Origin of the sequence: Streptomyces boninensis, assembly GCF_048572725.1 — a bacterium.
Taxonomy (GTDB): domain Bacteria; phylum Actinomycetota; class Actinomycetes; order Streptomycetales; family Streptomycetaceae; genus Streptomyces; species Streptomyces boninensis.
This window is the reverse complement of the sequence record NZ_CP183837.1, coordinates 6849345-6867853: the sequence shown is the minus strand read 5'-3', so window position 1 is coordinate 6867853 and position 18509 is coordinate 6849345. Positions and strand designations below refer to the sequence as shown.

The following is an 18509-nucleotide window of genomic DNA, read 5'->3' as shown; positions in this document are numbered from 1 at the left end:
CGTCCACTGTGTCATGTCGAGTCGAGGGGACGAAGACGATGACCGCACCGGATTACGGCACCGGGTTCCGCACCCTGGACAGCGAGATCACGGCCGCGGAGCTGCCGGTCAAGGGCGCCTTCCCGGGCTGGCTGGAAGGGAGCCTGCTGCGCAACGGCCCGGCGCGGTGGGACGCCGGCGACCGCTCCGTACGGCACTGGTTCGACGGCCAGGCGATGCTGCACCGCTTCACCATCGACGGCGGCAAGGTCTCGTACGCGAACCGCTACCTCGACACCCCGGCCAACCGCGCCATGGCGTCCGGCCGGATCTCGTACGCCGAATTCGCCACCGACCCCTGCCGCTCGCTCTTCGCCCGCTTCTTCACCCGCTTCGCACGCAAGCCCAACCCGAACGCGAACGTCAGCATCACCCGCTTCGGCGACCGCTACATCGCCCTCACCGAGACGCCGCTGCCGGTCGCCTTCGACCCGGACACCCTCGCCACCGCCGGGGTGGTCGGCTACGAGGACTCCCTGAGCGGGCAGCTGACCACCGCCCACCCGCACCAGGACCCCGGAACCGGCGACCTGGTCAACTACCTGCTGCACTTCTCCCGTACGAGCGAATACCGCGTCTACCGGCAGCCGGCCGCGGGCACCAGCCGCGAGCTGATCGGCAGCCATAAGGTCTCCCGCCCCGCCTACATGCACAGCTTCGCGATCACCGGGCGGTATGTCGTCCTGGCCGAGTTCCCGCTCGTCGTGAACCCCGTCAGCATCGTGCTGAGCGGCCGCCCGTTCATCGAGAACTACCGCTGGGAGCCGGAGCGCGGCACCCGCTTCACCGTCATGGACGCGCGCGACGGCACCGTGCGGGCCGTCTGCGAGGGACCGGCCTTCTTCGCCTTCCACCACATCAACGCCTTCGACGACGGCGACGACGTGGTGCTCGACATCTGCTCGTACGACGACGCCTCGGCCATCGACGCGTTCTACCTGGACCGGCTGCGCGCGGGCAACGCCATCCCGGTCCCCCGGCCCACCCGCTACCGCCTCGGCCTCGGCGACGGCAGCGTCGAGGTGCGGCAGCTGTCGGAGGAGCCGCTGGAGCTGCCGCGGATCGCGTACGAGCGGCACAACGGCGTCCCGTATCGCTATGCGTACGGCGTCGGCGCGCGGGACCGCCGCGGCGGGAACTTCGCCGACCAGCTGGTGAAGCTCGATGTCACCACCGGGGAGACGCTGATCTGGTCGGAGAAGGGGTGCTATCCGGGCGAGCCGGTCTTCGTGGCGGCTCCGGGGGACTCCCCGGCCGAGGACGACGGCGTCTTGCTGTCGGTGGTGCTCGACTCGGCGTCGGGTACGTCGTTCCTGCTGGCGCTGGACGCGCGGACGTACGAGGAGCTGGCGCGGGCGGAGGCGCCGCAGGCGGTCCCGTTCGGCTTCCACGGGATGTTCACCAGCCGCGGGTAGCCGGCGGGCAGCCCGGTCAGAAGCCGAACATCTGCGTCCAGGTGTGATCCTTCTCGACCAGCCCAAGCCCCATGGTCGTCAGGTCGCAATTGAGGATGTTCGCCCGGTGCCCCTCCGAGTTCATCCACGCCGACATCACATCCGCGGGCGAACTTTGCCCCCGGGCTATGTTTTCCGCCCCCGGCGTCTGATACCCCTGCGCCTTGGCGCGATCGCTGAAGGTGCGCCCGTCCCGGCTGGTGTGGTCGAAGTAGTTGTTCGCCGACATGTCCTCGCTGTGCAGCTGGGCGGCGCGGGAGAGGCGGCTGTCGAGCTTCAGGGGGCGGCAGCCGGCGCCGGCTCGCTCCTTGTTGACGATGGTCAGGACCTGCCCGGCGGCCGAGGTGTCCGCGGGCGGCGGGGTGCGGGTGGGCGTCGGCTTGGGGCGGGGCGGCTTCGTCTTCGACGGTGTCGGCTTGGGTTTCGGCTTGTGCGTACGCGATTTGCTGGGTGACGGCGAGGCGGAGCGCGAAGGGGGTGTCGTACGTTCCGTGGGGCTCGCGGTCGGGGTGTCGGCGGCGGAGCGGACCGCGTCGGCGCGCTTGTCCCCGTCATCGTCCGACGGAAGTGCCTTGATGGCGCCCAGCGTTCCGCCCGCGACGAGCACGGCGACGGCGGCGGCCACGGCCTGCGTCCGGCGCCGGCCGCGTATTCGCTCCTGCGCGCGGCGGCTGCGTCTGCTGCCCGGCGGCGCTCCGGGCGCGAGTGCCGCCTCGGCGTGCGCCGCCGCCTCGAATACCGCGTCGTCCGGCCAGGCACCGGTCACGGCGGTCCCCGCGAGCGCCACCGGCACCAGCCCCAGGCCCACCAGCAGCCCCTCGGCGGGGACCAGCCCGCGCTGCCACCCCGAGCAGGTCACACACTCCCGTACGTGCCGGGCGATGCGCTTGCGCCACAGCCCCGAAGGACGCCGGTCCCAGCCCTGCGTCACCTGCCCGAGACCGGCACACGGGGGCGTCGCGGACAGCGCGCGCACCACCAGCCGGGCGGTCTCCAGCTGCGCCTTCACCCGCTGCACCCGCACCGCCGTGTGCTGCGGCGACAGTTCGAGCGCCGCGGCCACCTCACCGCGGCTCAGCTCGCCGGCGGCCTCCAGCCACCACAGCGAGAGCAGCGCGCGATCGTCGGGGTCCAGCCAGCGCGTCGCCTGCGCCACCTCGCGGCGCTGCCCTTCGAGCCCGAGCCGGATGATCGTCAGGTCGACGAAGTCCGCCCCGGGCTGGGCCATCTCGTCGGCATCCTGCGGATCCAGCGCCGCGGGCGCCGCCTGCCGCATCGACCAGTGGGTCCTGACCTGGTTCATGGTGATCGCCACCAGCCAGGGCCGGAAACCGGCCGGATCCCGCAGCGAACCGAGCCCGCGCAGCGCGCGCAGCATCGTCTCCTGCACCACGTCATCGACGTCGGGGTGGCCGTTCAGCGCCCGGCCGACGATGTTGTAGACCAGGGGCATGTACGCGCTGACCAGCTGGTCCTGCGCCCACGGCGCGCCGTCCCGCGCCGCCTCGACCACCGTCCGGTCGGCATCCCCTGTCGCTGCCATGCCCGTCCACATCCCTTCCCGGTCCCGGCATTCTCTCCCCGATACAGGAGGAGACCGCGGCACCGGGACCGGGATAACACAAACATGCCTCAGGGCGTACGCGAATCCCCCTGGCACAGCTCCCGCCGCAGCGTCCGGTACACCCAGTCCTCCCAGCGGGCGGGCGGCCAGCCCCGGTCCCGTACGAACAGGAGATACAGCTCGGGGCTGAGCAGCCCGTACAGCACATCGGCCGCCTCGGCCGCCGCCAGCCCCTGCCGGGCCCCCGGCTTGGCCACGAGGGCCTTCGCGGCGGCGGTCTGGACCGTGAGGCGGGGGTCGGTGTCCTGGGGCCACAGGCCGGCGACCTCGGGATCGACGGCGGTGGCCGCGGCGAGCATCTGCGTGATGGGCGCGACCCGGTCGAGGACCTGCCGGGTGCCCGCGACGTGGGCGTGCAGCTGCGCCTCGGCGGTGTCCTGGGCGAGGGCGTCGGTGAACCAGGGGCGGTCCATGGTGGCGACGGGCTCGTCGTCCCCGGCGATGGTGACGTCGACCAACTCCTTCAGCAGCGCCCGTTTGTTGCCGAAGGTGAAGTAGATCGTCTGCACCGCGACGCCGGCCCGCTCGGCGACCCCCTTCAGCGTCGTCGCCCCGTACCCGTCCGCGACGAACAGCTCCCGCGCGGCCTCCAGCATCCGCCGCCGCGTGGCCCGCGCCTTCTCCGCCCGCTTGCTCTTGACTGTCGCCATGACTAGAGCTTAACTCTAGATACGTAACTAGAGTTGAACTCTAGAGAGGAGATCTAATGATGACGGTCATCCGCGTCATGCGCTACACCGCCGCCCCCGAGCAGGCCGACGAGGTCCTGTCCCGCCGGGAGGCGCTCATCAAGGCGGTCAGGGCCAACCACGCCGGGCTGGCCAAGGCCCAGCTCGTACGGATCGATGAGGGCAGCTGGATGGACATCTGGCACTGGGACTCGCGCTCGGCGATGGAGGCCGCCACCTCAGTCGCGGACCAGATGCCGGAGACGAGGGCGGCCTTCGCCCTGGTCAAGGACCCCACGGCGAATGAGGGGGACCTCGTCGCCGAGGACTAGCAAGGCCGCGCCCGGCGGCGCTCCGCACACCATGCACAAACCCCCCGCCCACCACGTGGACGAGGGGTTTCGCAATGCGGGTGCGGCGGGCGCTAGCCCTGCCAGCTGTGCGGGGCGCGGAAGCCGTGCTGGCGCTCCAGGCGGCGCCAGCGGGCGGAGCCCGCGTGGCGGCGCTGGGCCGGCACGGCCGACTCCGGCTGGGCGGCAGCGCGAGCGAGCAGCACCGCGGTGAGCGCGGCGAGCTCCTCTTCGCTCGCCTCGCCCTTTTCGACCCGGACGAGGTTCTCGGCGTTCACTTTTGCGTCTCCCTTACTGGGGCGGGTTGCCGTGCTTGCGCTGCGGCAGCTCCGCGTGCTTGGTCTTGAGCATCGCGAGCGAGCGGATGAGCACCTCGCGGGTCTCGGCGGGGTCGATGACGTCGTCGACAAGGCCCCGCTCGGCCGCGTAGTACGGGTGCATCAGCTCGGTCTTGTAGGCCTTCACCATCTCGGCGCGCTTCGCTTCGGGATCGCCGGCCTCGGCGATCTGCTTGCGGAAGATGACATTGGCGGCACCCTCGGCGCCCATCACCGCAATCTCGTTCGTGGGCCAGGCGTAGGTCAGGTCGGCGCCGATGGACTGCGAGTCCATGACGATGTACGCGCCGCCGTAGGCCTTGCGCAGAACCACGGAAATCCGAGGCACCGTCGCGTTGCAGTACGCGTAGAGCAGCTTTGCTCCGTGCCGGATGATCCCGCCGTGCTCCTGGTCGACGCCCGGCAGGAAGCCAGGAACATCCAGAAGCGTAAGAATCGGGATATTGAAAGCATCGCACATCTGGACGAATCGTGCAGCTTTTTCGCTGGCCTCGATGTCCAGCACGCCCGCCAGGGCCTGCGGCTGGTTGGCGATGATGCCCACCACCTGGCCGTCCATCCGGGCCAGGGTGCAGATGATGTTGGTGGCCCAGCGCTCGTGGACCTCCAGCACCTCGCCGTCGTCGACCAGCTCGGCGATCACGGCGTGCATGTCGTACGGGCGGTTGCCGTCGGCCGGCACCAGGTCGAGCAGGTCGTCACCGCGCCGGTCCGCCGGGTCCTCCGACTCCACCACCGGCGGGTTCTCCCGGTTGTTCTGCGGGAGCAGGGAGAGCAGGTAGCGGACCTCTTCGAGACAGGTGATCTCGTCGTCGTACGCGAAGTGGCAGACGCCCGACTTCTCGGCGTGCACATCCGCGCCGCCGAGCCCGTTCTGGGTGATCTCCTCGCCGGTGACGGCCTTCACCACGTCGGGTCCAGTGATGAACATCTGCGAGGTCTCGCGGACCATGAACACGAAGTCGGTCAGCGCCGGCGAGTACGCCGCGCCGCCCGCGCACGGGCCGAGCATCACGCTGATCTGCGGGATGACGCCCGACGCCTTGGTGTTGCGCTGGAAGATCCCGCCGTATCCGGCGAGCGCCGCGACGCCCTCCTGGATACGGGCGCCCGCGCCGTCGTTCAGCGACACCAGCGGCGCACCGGCGGCGATCGCCTTGTCCATCAGCTTGTGGATCTTGTTGGCGTGGGCCTCGCCCAGCGCGCCGCCGAAGATCCGGAAGTCGTGGGCGTAGACGAAGACGGTCCGGCCGTGGACGGTGCCCCAGCCGGTGATGACGCCGTCGGTGTAGGGCTTCTTGTTCTCCAGGCCGAAGCCGGTCGCCCGGTGCCGCCGGAGCGGCTCCATCTCGCAGAACGACCCCTCGTCGAGGAGGAGCTCGATCCGCTCGCGGGCGGTCAGCTTGCCCTTGGCCTTCTGGGCCTGGGTGGCGCGCTCGCTCGGCCCCGCGTGCACCTGCTCCTTGATCGCGCGGAGCTCGGCGGCACGGCCGCGGGCCTCATTCGCCTCGACAGGCGCGTCATCCAGAGTGGTCATGTAACGACGGTACGGCCCGAGGATGCCCGGAGCTTATGTCGGTCCCCTACAAGGTCCGGCGCGAAATCATGCGCACCAGGCACTAAACCATTGTGGGTGAGCCTCACAACGGCCAAACGCCGGGGTCGGCGCGCTGTGGGGCCTCGACAAAGTCTCGGTAAACCGCGTCTTAAGCCGGGCTAGAGTCCGTCGGCTCGACCCCCGCCCGCAGCAGGCCGAAGGCATACGCATCGTCCAGCGCCTGCCACGACGCCGCGATGACATTGTCCGCCACGCCCACCGTCGACCATTCGGTCCGCCCGTCGCTCGTCGTGACGAGCACCCGGGTCGTGGACTCCGTGCCGTGCGTGCCCTCCAGGATGCGCACCTTGTAGTCGACCAGCTCGAACTCGGCCAGCTGCGGATAGATCCGCTCCAGCCCCACCCGCAGCGCCCGGTCGAGGGCGTGCACCGGGCCATTGCCCTCCGCGGTGGCGACGATCCGCTCGCCCTTGGCCCACAGCTTCACCGTGGCCTCGTTGGCGTGGCTGCCGTCGGGGCGGTCCTCGGTGATCGCCCGCCACGATTCCGTACGGAAATAGCGCACCGGCGCGCCCTCGGCCTCCGCCCGCAGCAGCAGCTCGAAGGAGGCGTCCGCGGCCTCGTACGAATAGCCCTTGAGCTCCTGCTCCTTCACCCGGTCCACCACCCGGCCGACCAGCGCGCGGTCGCCGCTGAGGTCGATGCCGAGCTCCTTGCCCTTCAGCTCGACCGAGGCCCGGCCCGCCATGTCGGAGACCAGCATCCGCATGGTGTTGCCGACCTGCTCGGGGTCGATGTGCTGGTAGAGATCCGGGTCCACCTTGATCGCGGAGGCGTGCAGGCCCGCCTTGTGGGCGAAGGCGGAGACGCCGACGTACGGCTGGTGGGTGGAGGGGGTGAGGTTCACGACCTCGGCGATGGCGTGCGAGATCCGGGTCATCTCGCGCAGCGCGCCCTCGGGGAGGACCTGCATGCCGCGCTTGAGCTCCAGGGCGGCGACCACCGGGAACAGGTTGGCGTTGCCGACCCGCTCGCCGTAGCCGTTGGCGGTGCACTGCACGTGCGTGGCGCCCGCGTCCACCGCGGCGAGGGTGTTGGCGACGGCGCAGCCGGTGTCGTCCTGGGCGTGGATGCCGAGCCGGGCGCCCGTAGCGGCGAGCACCTCGGCGACGACGTCGCGGACGCCGTCGGGCAGCATGCCGCCGTTGGTGTCGCAGAGCACGACGACTTCGGCTCCGGCCTCGTGCGCGGCGCTCACGACCGCCTTCGCGTACTCGGGGTTGCCCTTGTGCCCGTCGAAGAAGTGCTCGCAGTCGACGAAGACCCGGCGGCCCTGCTCGCGCAGAAAGGCGACCGTGTCCCGGATCATGGCCAGGTTCTCGTCGAGGGTGGTGCGCAGCGCCAGCTCGACATGCCGGTCGTGCGACTTGGCGACCAGGCAGACCACCGGCGCCTTGGACTCCAGCAGCGCGAGGACCTGCGGGTCGTCCTCGGCCCGTACGCCCGCCTTGCGGGTGGAGCCGAAGGCGACCAGCTGGGCGTTACGGAACGGGACCTCCTCCTGGACCCGGCGGAAGAACTCGGTGTCCCGCGGCACCGCGCCCGGCCAGCCGCCCTCGATGAAGCCCACGCCGAAGTCGTCCAGGTGCCGGGCGATGGCCAGCTTGTCGGCCACGGAGAGGTTGATGCCTTCGCGCTGGGCGCCGTCGCGCAGCGTGGTGTCGAAGACGTGGAAGCTCGTCTCGTCGGTGTCTGGCGTTGCCGTCATGGTCTTGGGACTCCTGTCGCTGATGCGGCCCTGGAAAACGAAAAAACCCCTCGCGGGATGCGAGAGGTCTGCGCGCGGGCCCTGGGTGAGCGGTGGCTTCACCGCCGGCCGGCGCGCCTGCTCGTAATGATCTCGTTGTACGAGGGCACGCCCCGCAGTCTTGCACAGCGTGCGCCCGCGGCCACCCCCTGTCTCAGAATGCGGTCTTGCGCCCGGGCCATGCACATGCCAATCTTCGCCCCGGCATCGTCCCTTTCATTGGCCTGGGCCAAAGGAGACCCCCACGATGAGACGCACGCTGGGCGCACGAATAGGCCTGCCCGCACTGTTAGTTGCGGCGCTGATCGGCGGCATCACCACCGCCGCCGCGCAGGAGGAACCCGCCGCCTCACCCACCGCCGGCAGCAATGTCCGGCTCGCCGGGAAGCTGCAGCAGGACCTGGGCGCCGCCAGCCCCGGCTCCTATCTGAACGCCGACGGCGACCTCGTCGTCACCGTCACGTCCGACACCGCCGCGACCAAGGCCGAGGCGGCCGGCGCCAAGGTCAAGCGCGTGCAACGCAGCGCGGCGCAGCTGTCCGCCGCGATGGAGACACTCGGCGACAAGGCCGCGATCGCCGGCACCACGTGGGGCGTGAACCCGCGGACGAACCAGGTGTCGGCCACGTACGACAAGACCGTCTCCAAGCGCGAGCTGGCGAAGCTGAAGAAGGTCGCGTCCGGCCTCGACGGCGCCGTGCAGCTCTCCGCCGCGCCCGGCAAGCTCACCCGCGAGGTGAACGGCGGCGATGCCATCTACGGCGGCGGCTACCGCTGCTCGGCTGCCTTCAATGTCATCAAGGGGTCCACTCGGTACTTCCTGACCGCGGGTCACTGCACGGAGTCGGGGGCCACCTGGTCCGCCACGTCCGGCGGCGCCACCATCGGCACCCGCGAGGGCACCAGCTTCCCGACGAATGACTACGGGCTGGTCAAGTACGCCAGCACGTCCGGCACGCCGGGGACCGTCAACCTGTACAACGGCAGCTCGCAGGACATCACCGGGTCGGCGAACGCGGTGGTCGGTCAGTCTCTGAAGAAGAGCGGGTCGACGACCAAGGTCACGAGCGGCAAGGTCGAGGCGGTCAACGTCACCGCGAATTACGGGGACGGCGATGTGGTGAGCGGCCTCGTCCGGACGACCGTCTGCTCGGCGGGCGGCGACAGCGGCGGTGCGCATTTCGCTGGCGCGACTGCTCTGGGGATCCACTCCGGGAGCTCGGGGTGCACGGGTACGGCCGGCACGGCCCTGCACCAGCCGGTGAAGGAGGCGCTGAGCGCGTACGGCGTGAACGTGTACTGAGGCCGGCAAGCGCCGGACGGGCTTTCAAGCCCGTCCGGCGTTTGAGGACGAGGCGCGGAGCGCCGACGGGGTCCGGGGCGGAGCCCCGGCGGCGCAACAGGACCAGCCGTCAGCTCCCGAGCGGGTGCATCCAGCCGTGCTCGTCCGCCGCCTGGCCGATCTGGATGTCGACCAGGGCCTTGCGCATCTGGGCCGTGATCGGGCCCATCTCGCCGCCCGCCACCGTCCACTCCGCGTCAGCGGTCTTCGCGTGGCCGACCGGGGTGATCACGGCCGCCGTGCCGCAGCCGAAGACCTCGGTGATCGTGCCGTCGGCGCAGCCGGCCTGCCACTCCTCCTTGGAGATGCGGGACTCGGTCACCTTGTAGCCCAGGTCAGCGGCGATGCTCAGCAGCGAGTCGCGGGTGATGCCGGGCAGCAGGGTGCCCGTCAGCTCCGGGGTCATGATCTCCGCCTCCGGGCCGGTGCCGCGGACGAAGTAGAGGTTGTTGCTGCCCATCTCCTCGATCCAGCGGCGCTCGGTCGGGTCGAGCCAGACCACCTGGTCGCAGCCCTTCTCGACGGCCTGCTGGGTGGCGAGCATCGCGCCCGCGTAGTTGCCGGAGCACTTGGCCTCGCCGGTGCCTCCGGGGGCGGCGCGGACGTAGTCCTCGGAGAGCCAGACGGTGACCGGCTTGATGCCGCCCGTGAAGTACGCGCCGGACGGCGAGGCGAGCACCATGAAGAGGTACTCCTTGGCGGGGGAGTTCACGCCGAGGCCGATCTCGGTGGCGAACATGAAGGGGCGGAGGTAGAGCGACTCCTCGCCACCCGCGGCCGGCACCCAGTCGATGTCCTGCGTGACGAGCGCGTCGATGGCCTCGATGAAGGTCTCCACCGGCAGCTCGGGCATCGCCATCCGGCGCGCGGACCGCTGCAGCCTGCGGGCGTTCGCGTCGGGCCGGAAGGTCGCCACGGAGCCGTCCGGCTGCCGGTAGGCCTTCAGGCCCTCGAAGATCGACTGGCCGTAGTGCAGCACCATGGCCGCGGGGTCCATCGTCAGCGGGGCGTACGGCTGCAGCTGCGCGTCGTGCCAGCCGCGGCCCTCCGTGTACTTGATCGTGACCATGTTGTCCGTGAAGTGGCGGCCCCACCCCGGATTGGCCAGGATCTTCTCCCGCTCCGCGGCCGGGAGCGGGTGCGCGGAGGGCTTGAGCTCGATCGGGATCTGCTGAGACTGAGACGTCATGAGTGCGTGTCCTTCACCGTTTCCGTAGGTCGGCGGACCGCGCCCATGTACGTACGGGGGTACTAGGACGTCCGAGCTTTCCCTCGTGCAGCGGCCCCACAACCGATTATCTACGGGGTGGGGGCTGCAGCGAAACGGGGGCGAGCGCGGCCCGATGGTCATCGTCGCACTGACTGCCGGGTAAGGCAGCAGTCAGGTCAGCTCGTGCGGTGCGCGCTGACCGGCCGGGCGGCTGATTACGTGAGCGAGTGGCCCCGGCGGTCAGCCGGCTACTCGGGCGGCGATCGCGTCGCCGATTTCCTCGGTGGTACGCGCGGAGCCGTCGCGGGCGGTCACGTCCGCGGTGACGGCCTCCTCGATCCGGGCGGCCTCGGCGGTGAGGCCGAGGTGCTCAAGGAGCAGGGCGACCGAGCGGATCGTGGCCGTCGGGTCGGCCTTGCCGGTGCCGGCGATGTCCGGGGCGGAGCCGTGCACCGGCTCGAACATCGACGGGAACTCGCGGGTCGGGTTCACATTGCCCGAGGCGGCCAGGCCGATGCCGCCGGAGACGGCCGCGGCGAGGTCGGTGATGATGTCGCCGAAGAGGTTGTCGGTGACGATCACGTCGAAGCGGGCCGGGTCGGTGACCATGAAGATGGTGGCCGCGTCCACGTGGATGTAGTCGGTCGTGACCTCGGGGTATTCCGTACCGACGCGGTCGAAGGTGTCCTTCCACAGCTTGCCGGCGAAGGCGAGCACATTGGTCTTGTGGACCAGCGTGAGCTTCTTGCGCGGCCGGCCTTTCGCCCGCTCGTACGCATCGCGCACGACCCGCTCGACGCCGTACGCCGTGTTCACGCTGACCTCGGTGGCCACCTCGGCCGGGGTGCCGGCGCGCAGCGCGCCGCCATTGCCGGTGTACGGGCCCTCGGTGCCCTCGCGGACCACGACGAAGTCGATGGACGGGTTGCCGGCCAGCGGGGTCGAGGTGTTCGGGAGCAGCGCGGACGGGCGCAGGTTCACGTAGTGGTCGAAGAGGAAGCGCAGCTTGAGCAGCAGCCCACGCTCCAGGACGCCGGAGGGCACGGACGGGTCGCCGATGGCGCCCAGCAGGATCGCGTCGTGGCCCTTGAGCGAGGCGACGTCCTCATCGGTGAGCAGGTCACCGGTGGCGTGCCAGCGCTTGGCGCCGAGATCGTATTCCTTGGTCTCCAGCTTCGCGTCCTGCGGAAGAACCGCGGACAGGACCTTGAGACCCTGGGCCACGACCTCAGGGCCGATGCCGTCGCCGGGAATGACTGCGAGGTTGATGCTGGGAGCCATGCTCGGAACCCTACGTCGTCGTCTTGATTGCTGACACCGCTGTCCAGGATGTGGACTTGAGGTTGCAGTTCACCCACCGTACGCCGCGAGGACTACCGCCGTACGGGGAGCGTGGGAAAACATCGCGGAATGGCTGACGTACCAGGGACCGGCATCCCGGCCCACCTGGCCGAGCGCATGAGCATGGCCGAACAGCACGAGTATCTGCGGCGGGCGCTGTCGCGGCGCCGGGTGATCGGCGCGGCAGGGGGGATCGCCGCGGGCGGGCTGCTGGCGGCGTGCTCGGACGACGGCGGGTCGCCCGCGGACAAGCCGTCGCCGGCGACCGGCGATACGGACGGCGGGGCGACCGCCCCCTTCGGCCGTCATCTGGCGCTGGGTGCGGATCCGCGGACGCAGATGCGGATCGCGTGGCAGGTGCCGAGCGCGGTGAAGAAGCCCTTCGTGCGCTACGGGACCAAGCCCGGGGAGCTGACCGAGCGGGTGGCGGCGGAGCTGCGTCCGCTGAAGACGCCGTCGCTGGGCGCGAAGCTCCCGGCGCTGGAGCAGTACTACGTGCACGCCGCGCTGGACAGCTTGGACCCCGGCACGACGTACCACTACGCGCTCGGCCACGAGGGCTACGACGACGGCAAGGCCTCGGCGTCCTTTCGCACGGCGCCGGGGAGGCCCGGGACCTTCACCTTCACCGCCTTCGGCGACCAGGGCGTCACCCGCGCCGCCCGCTCGATGGGCAAGCTGATCGGCGACCGCGACCCCGCCTTCCACCTGCACGCGGGCGACATCTGCTACGCGGAGGAGACGGGGCACGGCCGCGAGGACGACTCGAAGTACGACGCGCGGGTGTGGGACACCTTCATGAAGCAGATCGACCCGGTCGCGGCGAAGGTCCCCTGGATGATCGCGACCGGCAACCACGACATGGAGGCCTACTACTCCCCCAACGGCTACGGCGGCCAGCAGGCCCGCTGGGCCCTCCCGGAGAACGGCTTCGACGCGCGCGAGGCGCCCGGCGCGTACTCCTTCGTGTACGGCAACACGGCCGTGGTGGCGCTGGACGCGAATGACGTCTCGTACGAAATCCCGGCGAATCTCGGCTATACGGACGGCCGCCAGACCAAGTGGCTGGACCAGACCCTGGGTCGGCTCCGGGCGAACGACGCGGTGGACTTCATCGTGGTCTTCTTCCACCACTGCGCCTACTCGAGCAGCACGCACGCCTCGGACGGCGGGGTCAGATCGGCATGGGTCCCGCTCTTCGACAAGCACCGGGTGGACCTGGTCATCAACGGCCACAACCACGTCTACGAGCGCACCGACGCAATCCGCTCGGACGCGCTGCAGCGCCCGCTCCCGATCGGCGGCTCGGCACAGCCGGCGAGGGACGGGACGGTGTACGTGACGGCGGGGGGCGGCGGTCGGGAGCTCTTCGACTTCTCGGCGCCGGATTCGTATGCGGGGCATCAGAAGCCGCGTGATGCGGTGGGCACCTTCACGTGGCAGCGGGGGCGGGGGAAGGAGCGGGCGCAGGTGGAGTGGTCGCGGGTGCGCTATACGGGTTACTCGTTCCTGGCGGTGGAGGTCACGGCGGGGGCACGCCCGCGCTTGAAGGCGACGGCGATGTCGGACGGCGGGATGAAGATCGACAGCTTTGAGCTGGTGGCGCGCGCTTAGCGCGGGGGCGCGGGGCGGGCGGCTTGGCATCGGACAGCCGCGCCGGCTACCGCCCCCGCACCCTCTCCGCATGCGCCCGCACCTTCGTCCGGTTGCCGCAGCGCGCCATCGAGCACCACCGGCGGTTCCCCGCCGGCGACCGGTCCACGTACCGCAACCCACACGTATCGGAGCCGCAGACCCGCACCCGCCGGACCTCCGCCGCCAGCAGCAACTCCACCGCATCCCGGGCGACAAGCCCCAGCGCCCCAGCAACGTCCTCGGCTGTACGGACAGGCGCCGACGCCACCAGCCGCCCCCCGTCCACGACCGCCCGCACCGCACGCCGCGGGGCCCGCGCAGCCGCGTCGTTGACCAGCGCCAAGTCCGCCGACTCCGGCAGCCCGCCCCCGGCCACGGCCCGTACGCAGCGATCGACCGCCTCCCGCAGCCGCCGCGCCTCCGCCAGGTCACCCGCGCTTGCCGCCACCCGGGCTTCGCGTACGAGCAGCTCCCCCTCCCCCAGCCACCGCTCCAGATCAGCCGGCCCCGCCAGCGTCTCCCTGGCCGTCTGCTTCCGATCCCGCAGCGTGTTGACGAAGTCCAGGCAGACCCGACCCCCGTCCCAGATCCACTCCATGCCTGCTAGCGTACGTGCTAACCACCTTAGGAGGTTAGCGATGGACACAGGAGTCGCGACAGTCGGCGACGGCATACGGATGCACTACCTGCGTGCGGGCGAAGGGCCGCTGATCGTGCTGCTGCACGGCTGGCCGCAGACCAGCGACTGCTGGCGCAAGGTGATCCCGGACCTGGCCCGCACCCACACCGTCATCGCCCCCGACCTGCGCGGCTACGGCCTCACGGACAAGCCGACGACGGGTTACGACAAGCGGCGGATGGCGGCCGACATCTCAGAGCTGATCCACGGGCTCGGCTTCGACAGCGCGGCAGCAGTCGTCGGCCACGACCGCGGCGCCCGCGTAGCGCACCGCTGGGCGCTGGACCGGCCGGACCAGATCGAGCGGCTGGTGATCCTCGACGTGCTGCCGACGCGCGAGATGTTCGCGCGCATGGACGGCGCGCTGGCCGCATCGCACTGGCACTGGTTCTTCCACATCCAGCCGGATCTGCCGGAGCGGCTGGTGGGCCGGGACGTACGCGGCTATCTGGAGTACTTCTTCGAGCGCTGGACGTACGACAGGCACGGCCTGGAGCCGGCGGCGGTGGACGCGTACGTGCGCGCCTTCGAGCGGCCGGGCGCGGTGCGCGCGGGCTTCGACGACTATCGGGCGCAGGAGACGGACCTCGCCCTGGACGACGCCGACTACGCGGCGGGCAAGCGGGTGCAGATGCCGCTGCTCGCGCTCTGGGGCTCGACGGGGCTGCCCGCGAAGCTGCCCGCGCTGGAGATCTGGCAGGCGTACGCGAAGGACGTACGCGGCACGCAGGTCGACGCGTGCGGGCACTTCATCGCGGAGGAACGGCCGCACGCGCTGCTGGAGCACCTGCGGGGGTTCGTCAGCGGCTGATCAGTGACCGGTGACGCCGCCGTTGTCGCGGCGGTCGAAGGAGCGCTGGAGGGCGGCCGCGGCATTCTTGCGGGCGGCCTCGCGCTCGGCCGCCGCGGCGGCGCGGGAGGCGTGGCGGACGCGGCGGGCGGTGGTGGTGGTGGGAGCCATAGCAGTCTCCTCAAGGCGGTGCACAGTCGCACAAAGGGTTAGAGGGATCGCCGGCTGGGGTGGCGGGAGGCATGCGCTGCAGGGGTGGCTGCATACGAGGCGCGGGCCTCTACCGCCGTTCGCTGATGGGCGAGACATTCGGCTCCTACAAAAGTAGGACGTCCAAGCGTTCTTGTCTCGCCAAATACTCGGGCTTCCTACTATCTGAGACGGCGCCCTAGGCCTCCCCGGCCTTTTCCCAGGTCAGCGTGTACCTGCGCAGGATGTGACGTCGATAACGAAAGCCCGGAAGCACCCGCCCGGCCGCCACCCGCACCTCCCCGTAACTCATCCCGGCCGCAGCCACCGGCATCCCCACCGGCCCGCGCGCCCGCCGCACCAGCTTCACGATCCGTACGACCGGCGCGCCCGCGATCAGCCGCGCCCAGTCCGCAACGGTCGCATCCCGCGCCAGCCCGACCACCACCAGCCGCCCACCGGGCCGCAGCAGCTCACGCATCCGCCGCAGGGCGGCCTCGAAGTCCATGTGGTGTATCGCGGTGACCGAGCAGATGAAGTCGTATCTCTCGGCAGGCAATTCCACCGCCAGAAAGTCGCCCTCCACCACCGTCACCCCATCAAGGCCCGCCGCCCTCCCCCGCGCCAGCGCGGCCATCGCCGGATCCGCATCGACCCCGGTGACCCGCTTCGCCGCCCCCGCCAGCTTCCCCACCAGCAGCCCGTCCCCGCACCCCACATCCAGCGCGTCCCCGCAGTCCTCGGGGACGGCGCGGAGAATCTCGCGGTGCCGGGCGACGTTGGTGTTCCAGTACGGGTCGGCCATCGGGCCACGGTAATCGCATGGAAGCGCCCCCCGGCCGCCAGGGGAAAGCGGCCGGGGGGCGAGTCTGTGCGTACGGGCCGGTGGTCAGCCCATGTGCGGGTAGCGGTAGTCCGTCGGGGCGACCATCGTTTCCTTGATGGCGCGCGGGGAGGACCAGCGCAGCAGGTTGAACTTCGAGCCCGCCTTGTCGTTGGTGCCGGAGGCGCGCGCGCCGCCGAAGGGCTGCTGGCCGACGATGGAGCCGGTCGGGCGGTCGTTGATGTAGAAGTTGCCGGCCGCGAAGCGGAGCTTCTCGCCGGCGTCCTTGATCACCTGGACGTCCTTCGCCAGCACCGCACCGGTCAGGGCGTACGCCGAGGCCGACTCCATCTGGTCGAGCATTGCGTCCCAGTCGGCGTCCTCGTAGACGTGGACGGCCATGATCGGGCCGAAGTACTCCTCCTTGAAGACCTCGTTCTCCGGGTCGGAGCAGGCGATGACGGTCGGGCGGACGAAGTAGCCGACCGAGTCGTCGTACGTACCGCCGGCGACGATCTCGCAGCTCGGGTCGGCCTTGGCGCGGTCGATCGCGGCCTTGTTCTTCGCGAAGGCGCGGTCGTCGATGACGGCGCCGATGAAGTTCGACAGATCGGAGACGTCGCCCATGGTCAGGCCCTCGGTCTCCTCGGCCAGCGCCGTCTTCAGGCCGCCGTCCCAGATCGAGCGGGGGATGTACGCGCGGGAGGCCGCCGAGCACTTCTGGCCCTGGTACTCGAAGGCGCCGCGGGTGATCGCCGTCTTCAGGATCGCCGGGTCGGCGGTCGGGTGGGCGACGATGAAGTCCTTGCCGCCGGTCTCGCCGACGATGCGCGGGTACGACTTGTAGCCGCTGATGTTCTTGCCGACTTCGCCCCACAGCATCTGGAAGGTCTTGGTCGAGCCGGTGAAGTGGACGCCGGCCAGCTCCGGATGCGGCAGCGCGACCTCGGAGACCTCGCGGCCGCTGCCGGTGACGAGGTTGATGACGCCCTTCGGCATCCCGGCCTCCTCCAGCAGCTGCATCAGCAGGACCGCGGAGTGGGTCTGGGTCTCGGAGGGCTTCCAGACGACCACGTTGCCCATGAGGGCGGGGGCGGTCGGCAGGTTGCCGGCGATCGCGGTGAAGTTGAACGGCGTGATCGCGTAGACGAAGCCCTCCAGCGGGCGGTGGTCCATGCGGTTCCACACGCCGTTCGGCTGGATGAGCGGCTGCTCGGTCATGATCTCGCGGGCGAAGTGCACGTTGAAGCGCCAGAAGTCCACGAGCTCGCAGGGCGCGTCGATCTCCGCCTGCTGGGCGGTCTTCGACTGGCCGAGCATGGTGGAGGCGGCGATGGTCTCGCGCCACGGGCCCGCCAGCAGCTCCGCGGCCTTGAGGATGATCGCGGCGCGGTCGTCGAAGGACATCGCGCGCCACGCCGGCGCGGCGGCGAGGGCGGCGTCGATCGCGTCCTGGGCGTCCTGCTGGGTGGCGTCGGCATACGTACCGAGCACCGCCTTGTGGTTGTGCGGCTGCACGACGTCGTGGCGGGCGCCGCCGCCCATCCGCTTCTCGCCGTTGATGGTCATCGGGAGCTCGACCGGGTTCTCCGCGAGCTCCTTGAGCTTGGCCTCCAGCCGGGCGCGCTCCGGGCTGCCGGGCGCGTAGGAGTGCACCGGCTCGTTGTACGGGGCGGGGACCTGGGTCACAGCGTCCATGGTTGGTCTCCTCAGTCGGGTTGGAGGGTTGTTCTCAGCCGCGGGTGGCGAGCGAGCGGAGGAAGAAAGCAAGGTTGGCCGGGCGCTCCGCGAGGCGCCGCATGAAGTATCCGTACCAGTCGGTGCCGTAGGGGATGTACGTACGCACCCGGTGTCCCTCGGAAACCAGCCGCTCCTGCTCCTGCTCGCGGATCCCGAAGAGCATCTGGAACTCGTACTCCCCCGGCTTCCGCCCGAAGCGGCGGGCGAGGTCCTGGGTGATGGCGACCATGCGCGGGTCGTGGGAGCCGACCATCGGGTAGCCGTCGCCGGCCATCAGGATCTTCAGGCAGCGGACGTACGCCCGGTCGACTTCCTTCTTGTCCTGGAAGGCGACGGTGGCGGGCTCCTTGTACGCGCCCTTCACCAGCCGCACCCGGGAGCCTGCCCCGGCGAGCTGGTGGCAGTCGTCCTCGGTGCGGAAGAGGTACGACTGGATGACGGCGCCGGTCTGCGGGAAGCGCTCGCGGAGGGTGTCGAGGATGGCGAGGGTGGAGTCGACCGTGGTGTGGTCCTCCATGTCCAGGGTGACCGTGGTGTTCGCCGCGGCGGCGGCCTCGACGACCGGGGTGATGTTGGCGAGCGCGAGGTCGTGGCCGCCGGCGAGGGCCTGGCCGAAGGCGGAGAGCTTCACGGACATCTCGGCACGCACGCCGAGGCCCTCGGCCTGCAGCGCCTCCGCGAGGGCGAGGTAGGCGTCGCGGTTGCGCAGTGCCTCGGCCGGGTCGGTGATGTCCTCGCCGAGGTAGTCGAGGGTGACCTCCATGCCGCGGGCGTCGAGGCCGCGGATGGTGTCCAGCGCGTCGTCCAGCTGCTCGCCGGCGACGAAACGGGTGACCACCGGGCGGGTGACCGGGGCCGCCGAGACCAGCTTGCGGATCTGTTCGCTGCGCGCGGCAGCGAGGAGCACGGGACCCAGCACGGG

At 70.6% G+C, this 18509-nt stretch carries 17 protein-coding genes; 5 read left to right on the top strand and 12 right to left on the bottom strand.

Going from position 1 to position 18509, the window contains the following annotated elements; translation table 11 throughout:
- Positions 1 to 38: 38 nt before the first annotated feature.
- Positions 39 to 1454 carry a carotenoid oxygenase family protein gene (locus ACNNMR_RS31450; RefSeq protein ID WP_419998075.1) on the top strand — a complete coding sequence of 472 codons (1416 nt, stop codon included), beginning with the start codon at positions 39 to 41 and terminating at the stop codon, positions 1452 to 1454.
- A gap of 16 nt (positions 1455 to 1470) precedes the next feature.
- On the opposite strand, the gene ACNNMR_RS31445 is transcribed toward ACNNMR_RS31450, so the two are convergent.
- Positions 1471 to 3036, bottom strand: coding sequence for a sigma-70 family RNA polymerase sigma factor (locus tag ACNNMR_RS31445; protein ID WP_419998074.1), 1566 nt, complete (start codon positions 3034 to 3036; stop codon positions 1471 to 1473).
- Positions 3037 to 3125: 89 nt separating this feature from the next.
- Positions 3126 to 3767, bottom strand: a complete 642-nt coding sequence (locus ACNNMR_RS31440) for a TetR/AcrR family transcriptional regulator (RefSeq protein WP_419998073.1) — start codon at positions 3765 to 3767, stop codon at positions 3126 to 3128.
- A gap of 56 nt (positions 3768 to 3823) precedes the next feature.
- On the opposite strand from ACNNMR_RS31440, the gene ACNNMR_RS31435 reads away from it, so the two are divergent.
- Entirely contained in the window at positions 3824 to 4117 is a 294-nt protein-coding gene (locus ACNNMR_RS31435) for an antibiotic biosynthesis monooxygenase (protein ID WP_419998072.1), read from the top strand.
- A gap of 92 nt (positions 4118 to 4209) precedes the next feature.
- Here the strand turns inward: ACNNMR_RS31435 and ACNNMR_RS31430 are convergent, their stop codons facing one another.
- The 3 genes from ACNNMR_RS31430 to cimA all read right to left on the bottom strand — a co-directional run bounded on the left by ACNNMR_RS31430 (position 4210) and on the right by cimA (position 7799).
- On the bottom strand, positions 4210 to 4413 hold the full coding sequence (locus ACNNMR_RS31430; protein ID WP_419998071.1) for an acyl-CoA carboxylase epsilon subunit: 204 nt from the start codon (positions 4411 to 4413) through the stop codon (positions 4210 to 4212).
- A gap of 13 nt (positions 4414 to 4426) precedes the next feature.
- Complete coding sequence (locus ACNNMR_RS31425; RefSeq protein WP_419998070.1) at positions 4427 to 6010, bottom strand: acyl-CoA carboxylase subunit beta; 1584 nt, start codon at positions 6008 to 6010, stop codon at positions 4427 to 4429.
- 169 nt (positions 6011 to 6179) lie between these two features.
- Entirely contained in the window at positions 6180 to 7799 is a 1620-nt protein-coding gene (cimA, locus tag ACNNMR_RS31420) for a citramalate synthase (RefSeq protein WP_419998069.1), read from the bottom strand.
- Positions 7800 to 8085: 286 nt separating this feature from the next.
- On the opposite strand from cimA, the gene ACNNMR_RS31415 reads away from it, so the two are divergent.
- Positions 8086 to 9141, top strand: coding sequence for a S1 family peptidase (locus tag ACNNMR_RS31415; RefSeq protein WP_419998068.1), 1056 nt, complete (start codon positions 8086 to 8088; stop codon positions 9139 to 9141).
- 109 nt (positions 9142 to 9250) lie between these two features.
- On the opposite strand, the gene ACNNMR_RS31410 is transcribed toward ACNNMR_RS31415, so the two are convergent.
- Both ACNNMR_RS31410 and ACNNMR_RS31405 read right to left on the bottom strand, forming a co-directional pair.
- A complete protein-coding gene (locus ACNNMR_RS31410) occupies positions 9251 to 10369 on the bottom strand; it encodes a branched-chain amino acid aminotransferase (RefSeq protein ID WP_419998067.1) in 1119 nt (372 codons plus the stop codon).
- 261 nt (positions 10370 to 10630) lie between these two features.
- Positions 10631 to 11671: a 3-isopropylmalate dehydrogenase gene (locus ACNNMR_RS31405; RefSeq protein WP_419998066.1), complete on the bottom strand. Its 1041-nt coding sequence runs from the start codon at positions 11669 to 11671 to the stop codon at positions 10631 to 10633.
- A 129-nt stretch (positions 11672 to 11800) separates the two neighbouring features.
- On the opposite strand from ACNNMR_RS31405, the gene ACNNMR_RS31400 reads away from it, so the two are divergent.
- The gene (locus tag ACNNMR_RS31400) at positions 11801 to 13345 is read left to right on the top strand and encodes a purple acid phosphatase family protein (RefSeq protein ID WP_419998065.1); all 1545 of its coding nucleotides are present in this window, start codon (positions 11801 to 11803) and stop codon (positions 13343 to 13345) included.
- Between the two features lie 46 nt (positions 13346 to 13391).
- Here ACNNMR_RS31400 and ACNNMR_RS31395 read toward each other — a convergent pair whose 3' ends face one another.
- Positions 13392 to 13964, bottom strand: a complete 573-nt coding sequence (locus ACNNMR_RS31395) for a CGNR zinc finger domain-containing protein (protein ID WP_419998064.1) — start codon at positions 13962 to 13964, stop codon at positions 13392 to 13394.
- A gap of 40 nt (positions 13965 to 14004) precedes the next feature.
- Between ACNNMR_RS31395 and ACNNMR_RS31390 the strand changes: the two genes are divergently transcribed.
- On the top strand, positions 14005 to 14856 hold the full coding sequence (locus ACNNMR_RS31390; RefSeq protein WP_419998063.1) for an alpha/beta fold hydrolase: 852 nt from the start codon (positions 14005 to 14007) through the stop codon (positions 14854 to 14856).
- Here the strand turns inward: ACNNMR_RS31390 and ACNNMR_RS31385 are convergent, their stop codons facing one another.
- The 4 genes from ACNNMR_RS31385 to ACNNMR_RS31370 form a co-directional block, all read right to left on the bottom strand.
- Positions 14857 to 15006: a hypothetical protein gene (locus ACNNMR_RS31385; RefSeq protein WP_419998062.1), complete on the bottom strand. Its 150-nt coding sequence runs from the start codon at positions 15004 to 15006 to the stop codon at positions 14857 to 14859.
- A gap of 217 nt (positions 15007 to 15223) precedes the next feature.
- Positions 15224 to 15829, bottom strand: a complete 606-nt coding sequence (locus ACNNMR_RS31380) for a class I SAM-dependent methyltransferase (protein WP_419998061.1) — start codon at positions 15827 to 15829, stop codon at positions 15224 to 15226.
- An 84-nt stretch (positions 15830 to 15913) separates the two neighbouring features.
- Entirely contained in the window at positions 15914 to 17545 is a 1632-nt protein-coding gene (pruA, locus tag ACNNMR_RS31375; RefSeq protein ID WP_419998060.1) for an L-glutamate gamma-semialdehyde dehydrogenase, read from the bottom strand.
- Positions 17546 to 17579: 34 nt separating this feature from the next.
- A complete protein-coding gene (locus tag ACNNMR_RS31370) occupies positions 17580 to 18506 on the bottom strand; it encodes a proline dehydrogenase family protein (protein ID WP_419998059.1) in 927 nt (308 codons plus the stop codon).
- Between the last annotated feature and the right edge of the window lie 3 nt (positions 18507 to 18509).

Coding starts and splice junctions, on each gene's coding strand:
- ACNNMR_RS31450 (WP_419998075.1), top strand. CDS start 39: ATGACCGCACCGGATTACGGCACCGGGTTCCGCACCCTGGACAGCGAG.
- ACNNMR_RS31445 (WP_419998074.1), bottom strand. CDS start 3,036: ATGGCAGCGACAGGGGATGCCGACCGGACGGTGGTCGAGGCGGCGCGG.
- ACNNMR_RS31440 (WP_419998073.1), bottom strand. CDS start 3,767: ATGGCGACAGTCAAGAGCAAGCGGGCGGAGAAGGCGCGGGCCACGCGG.
- ACNNMR_RS31435 (WP_419998072.1), top strand. CDS start 3,824: ATGATGACGGTCATCCGCGTCATGCGCTACACCGCCGCCCCCGAGCAG.
- ACNNMR_RS31425 (WP_419998070.1), bottom strand. CDS start 6,010: ATGACCACTCTGGATGACGCGCCTGTCGAGGCGAATGAGGCCCGCGGC.
- cimA (WP_419998069.1), bottom strand. CDS start 7,799: ATGACGGCAACGCCAGACACCGACGAGACGAGCTTCCACGTCTTCGAC.
- ACNNMR_RS31415 (WP_419998068.1), top strand. CDS start 8,086: ATGAGACGCACGCTGGGCGCACGAATAGGCCTGCCCGCACTGTTAGTT.
- ACNNMR_RS31410 (WP_419998067.1), bottom strand. CDS start 10,369: ATGACGTCTCAGTCTCAGCAGATCCCGATCGAGCTCAAGCCCTCCGCG.
- ACNNMR_RS31405 (WP_419998066.1), bottom strand. CDS start 11,671: ATGGCTCCCAGCATCAACCTCGCAGTCATTCCCGGCGACGGCATCGGC.
- ACNNMR_RS31400 (WP_419998065.1), top strand. CDS start 11,801: ATGGCTGACGTACCAGGGACCGGCATCCCGGCCCACCTGGCCGAGCGC.
- ACNNMR_RS31395 (WP_419998064.1), bottom strand. CDS start 13,964: ATGGAGTGGATCTGGGACGGGGGTCGGGTCTGCCTGGACTTCGTCAAC.
- ACNNMR_RS31390 (WP_419998063.1), top strand. CDS start 14,005: ATGGACACAGGAGTCGCGACAGTCGGCGACGGCATACGGATGCACTAC.
- ACNNMR_RS31385 (WP_419998062.1), bottom strand. CDS start 15,006: ATGGCTCCCACCACCACCACCGCCCGCCGCGTCCGCCACGCCTCCCGC.
- ACNNMR_RS31380 (WP_419998061.1), bottom strand. CDS start 15,829: ATGGCCGACCCGTACTGGAACACCAACGTCGCCCGGCACCGCGAGATT.
- pruA (WP_419998060.1), bottom strand. CDS start 17,545: ATGGACGCTGTGACCCAGGTCCCCGCCCCGTACAACGAGCCGGTGCAC.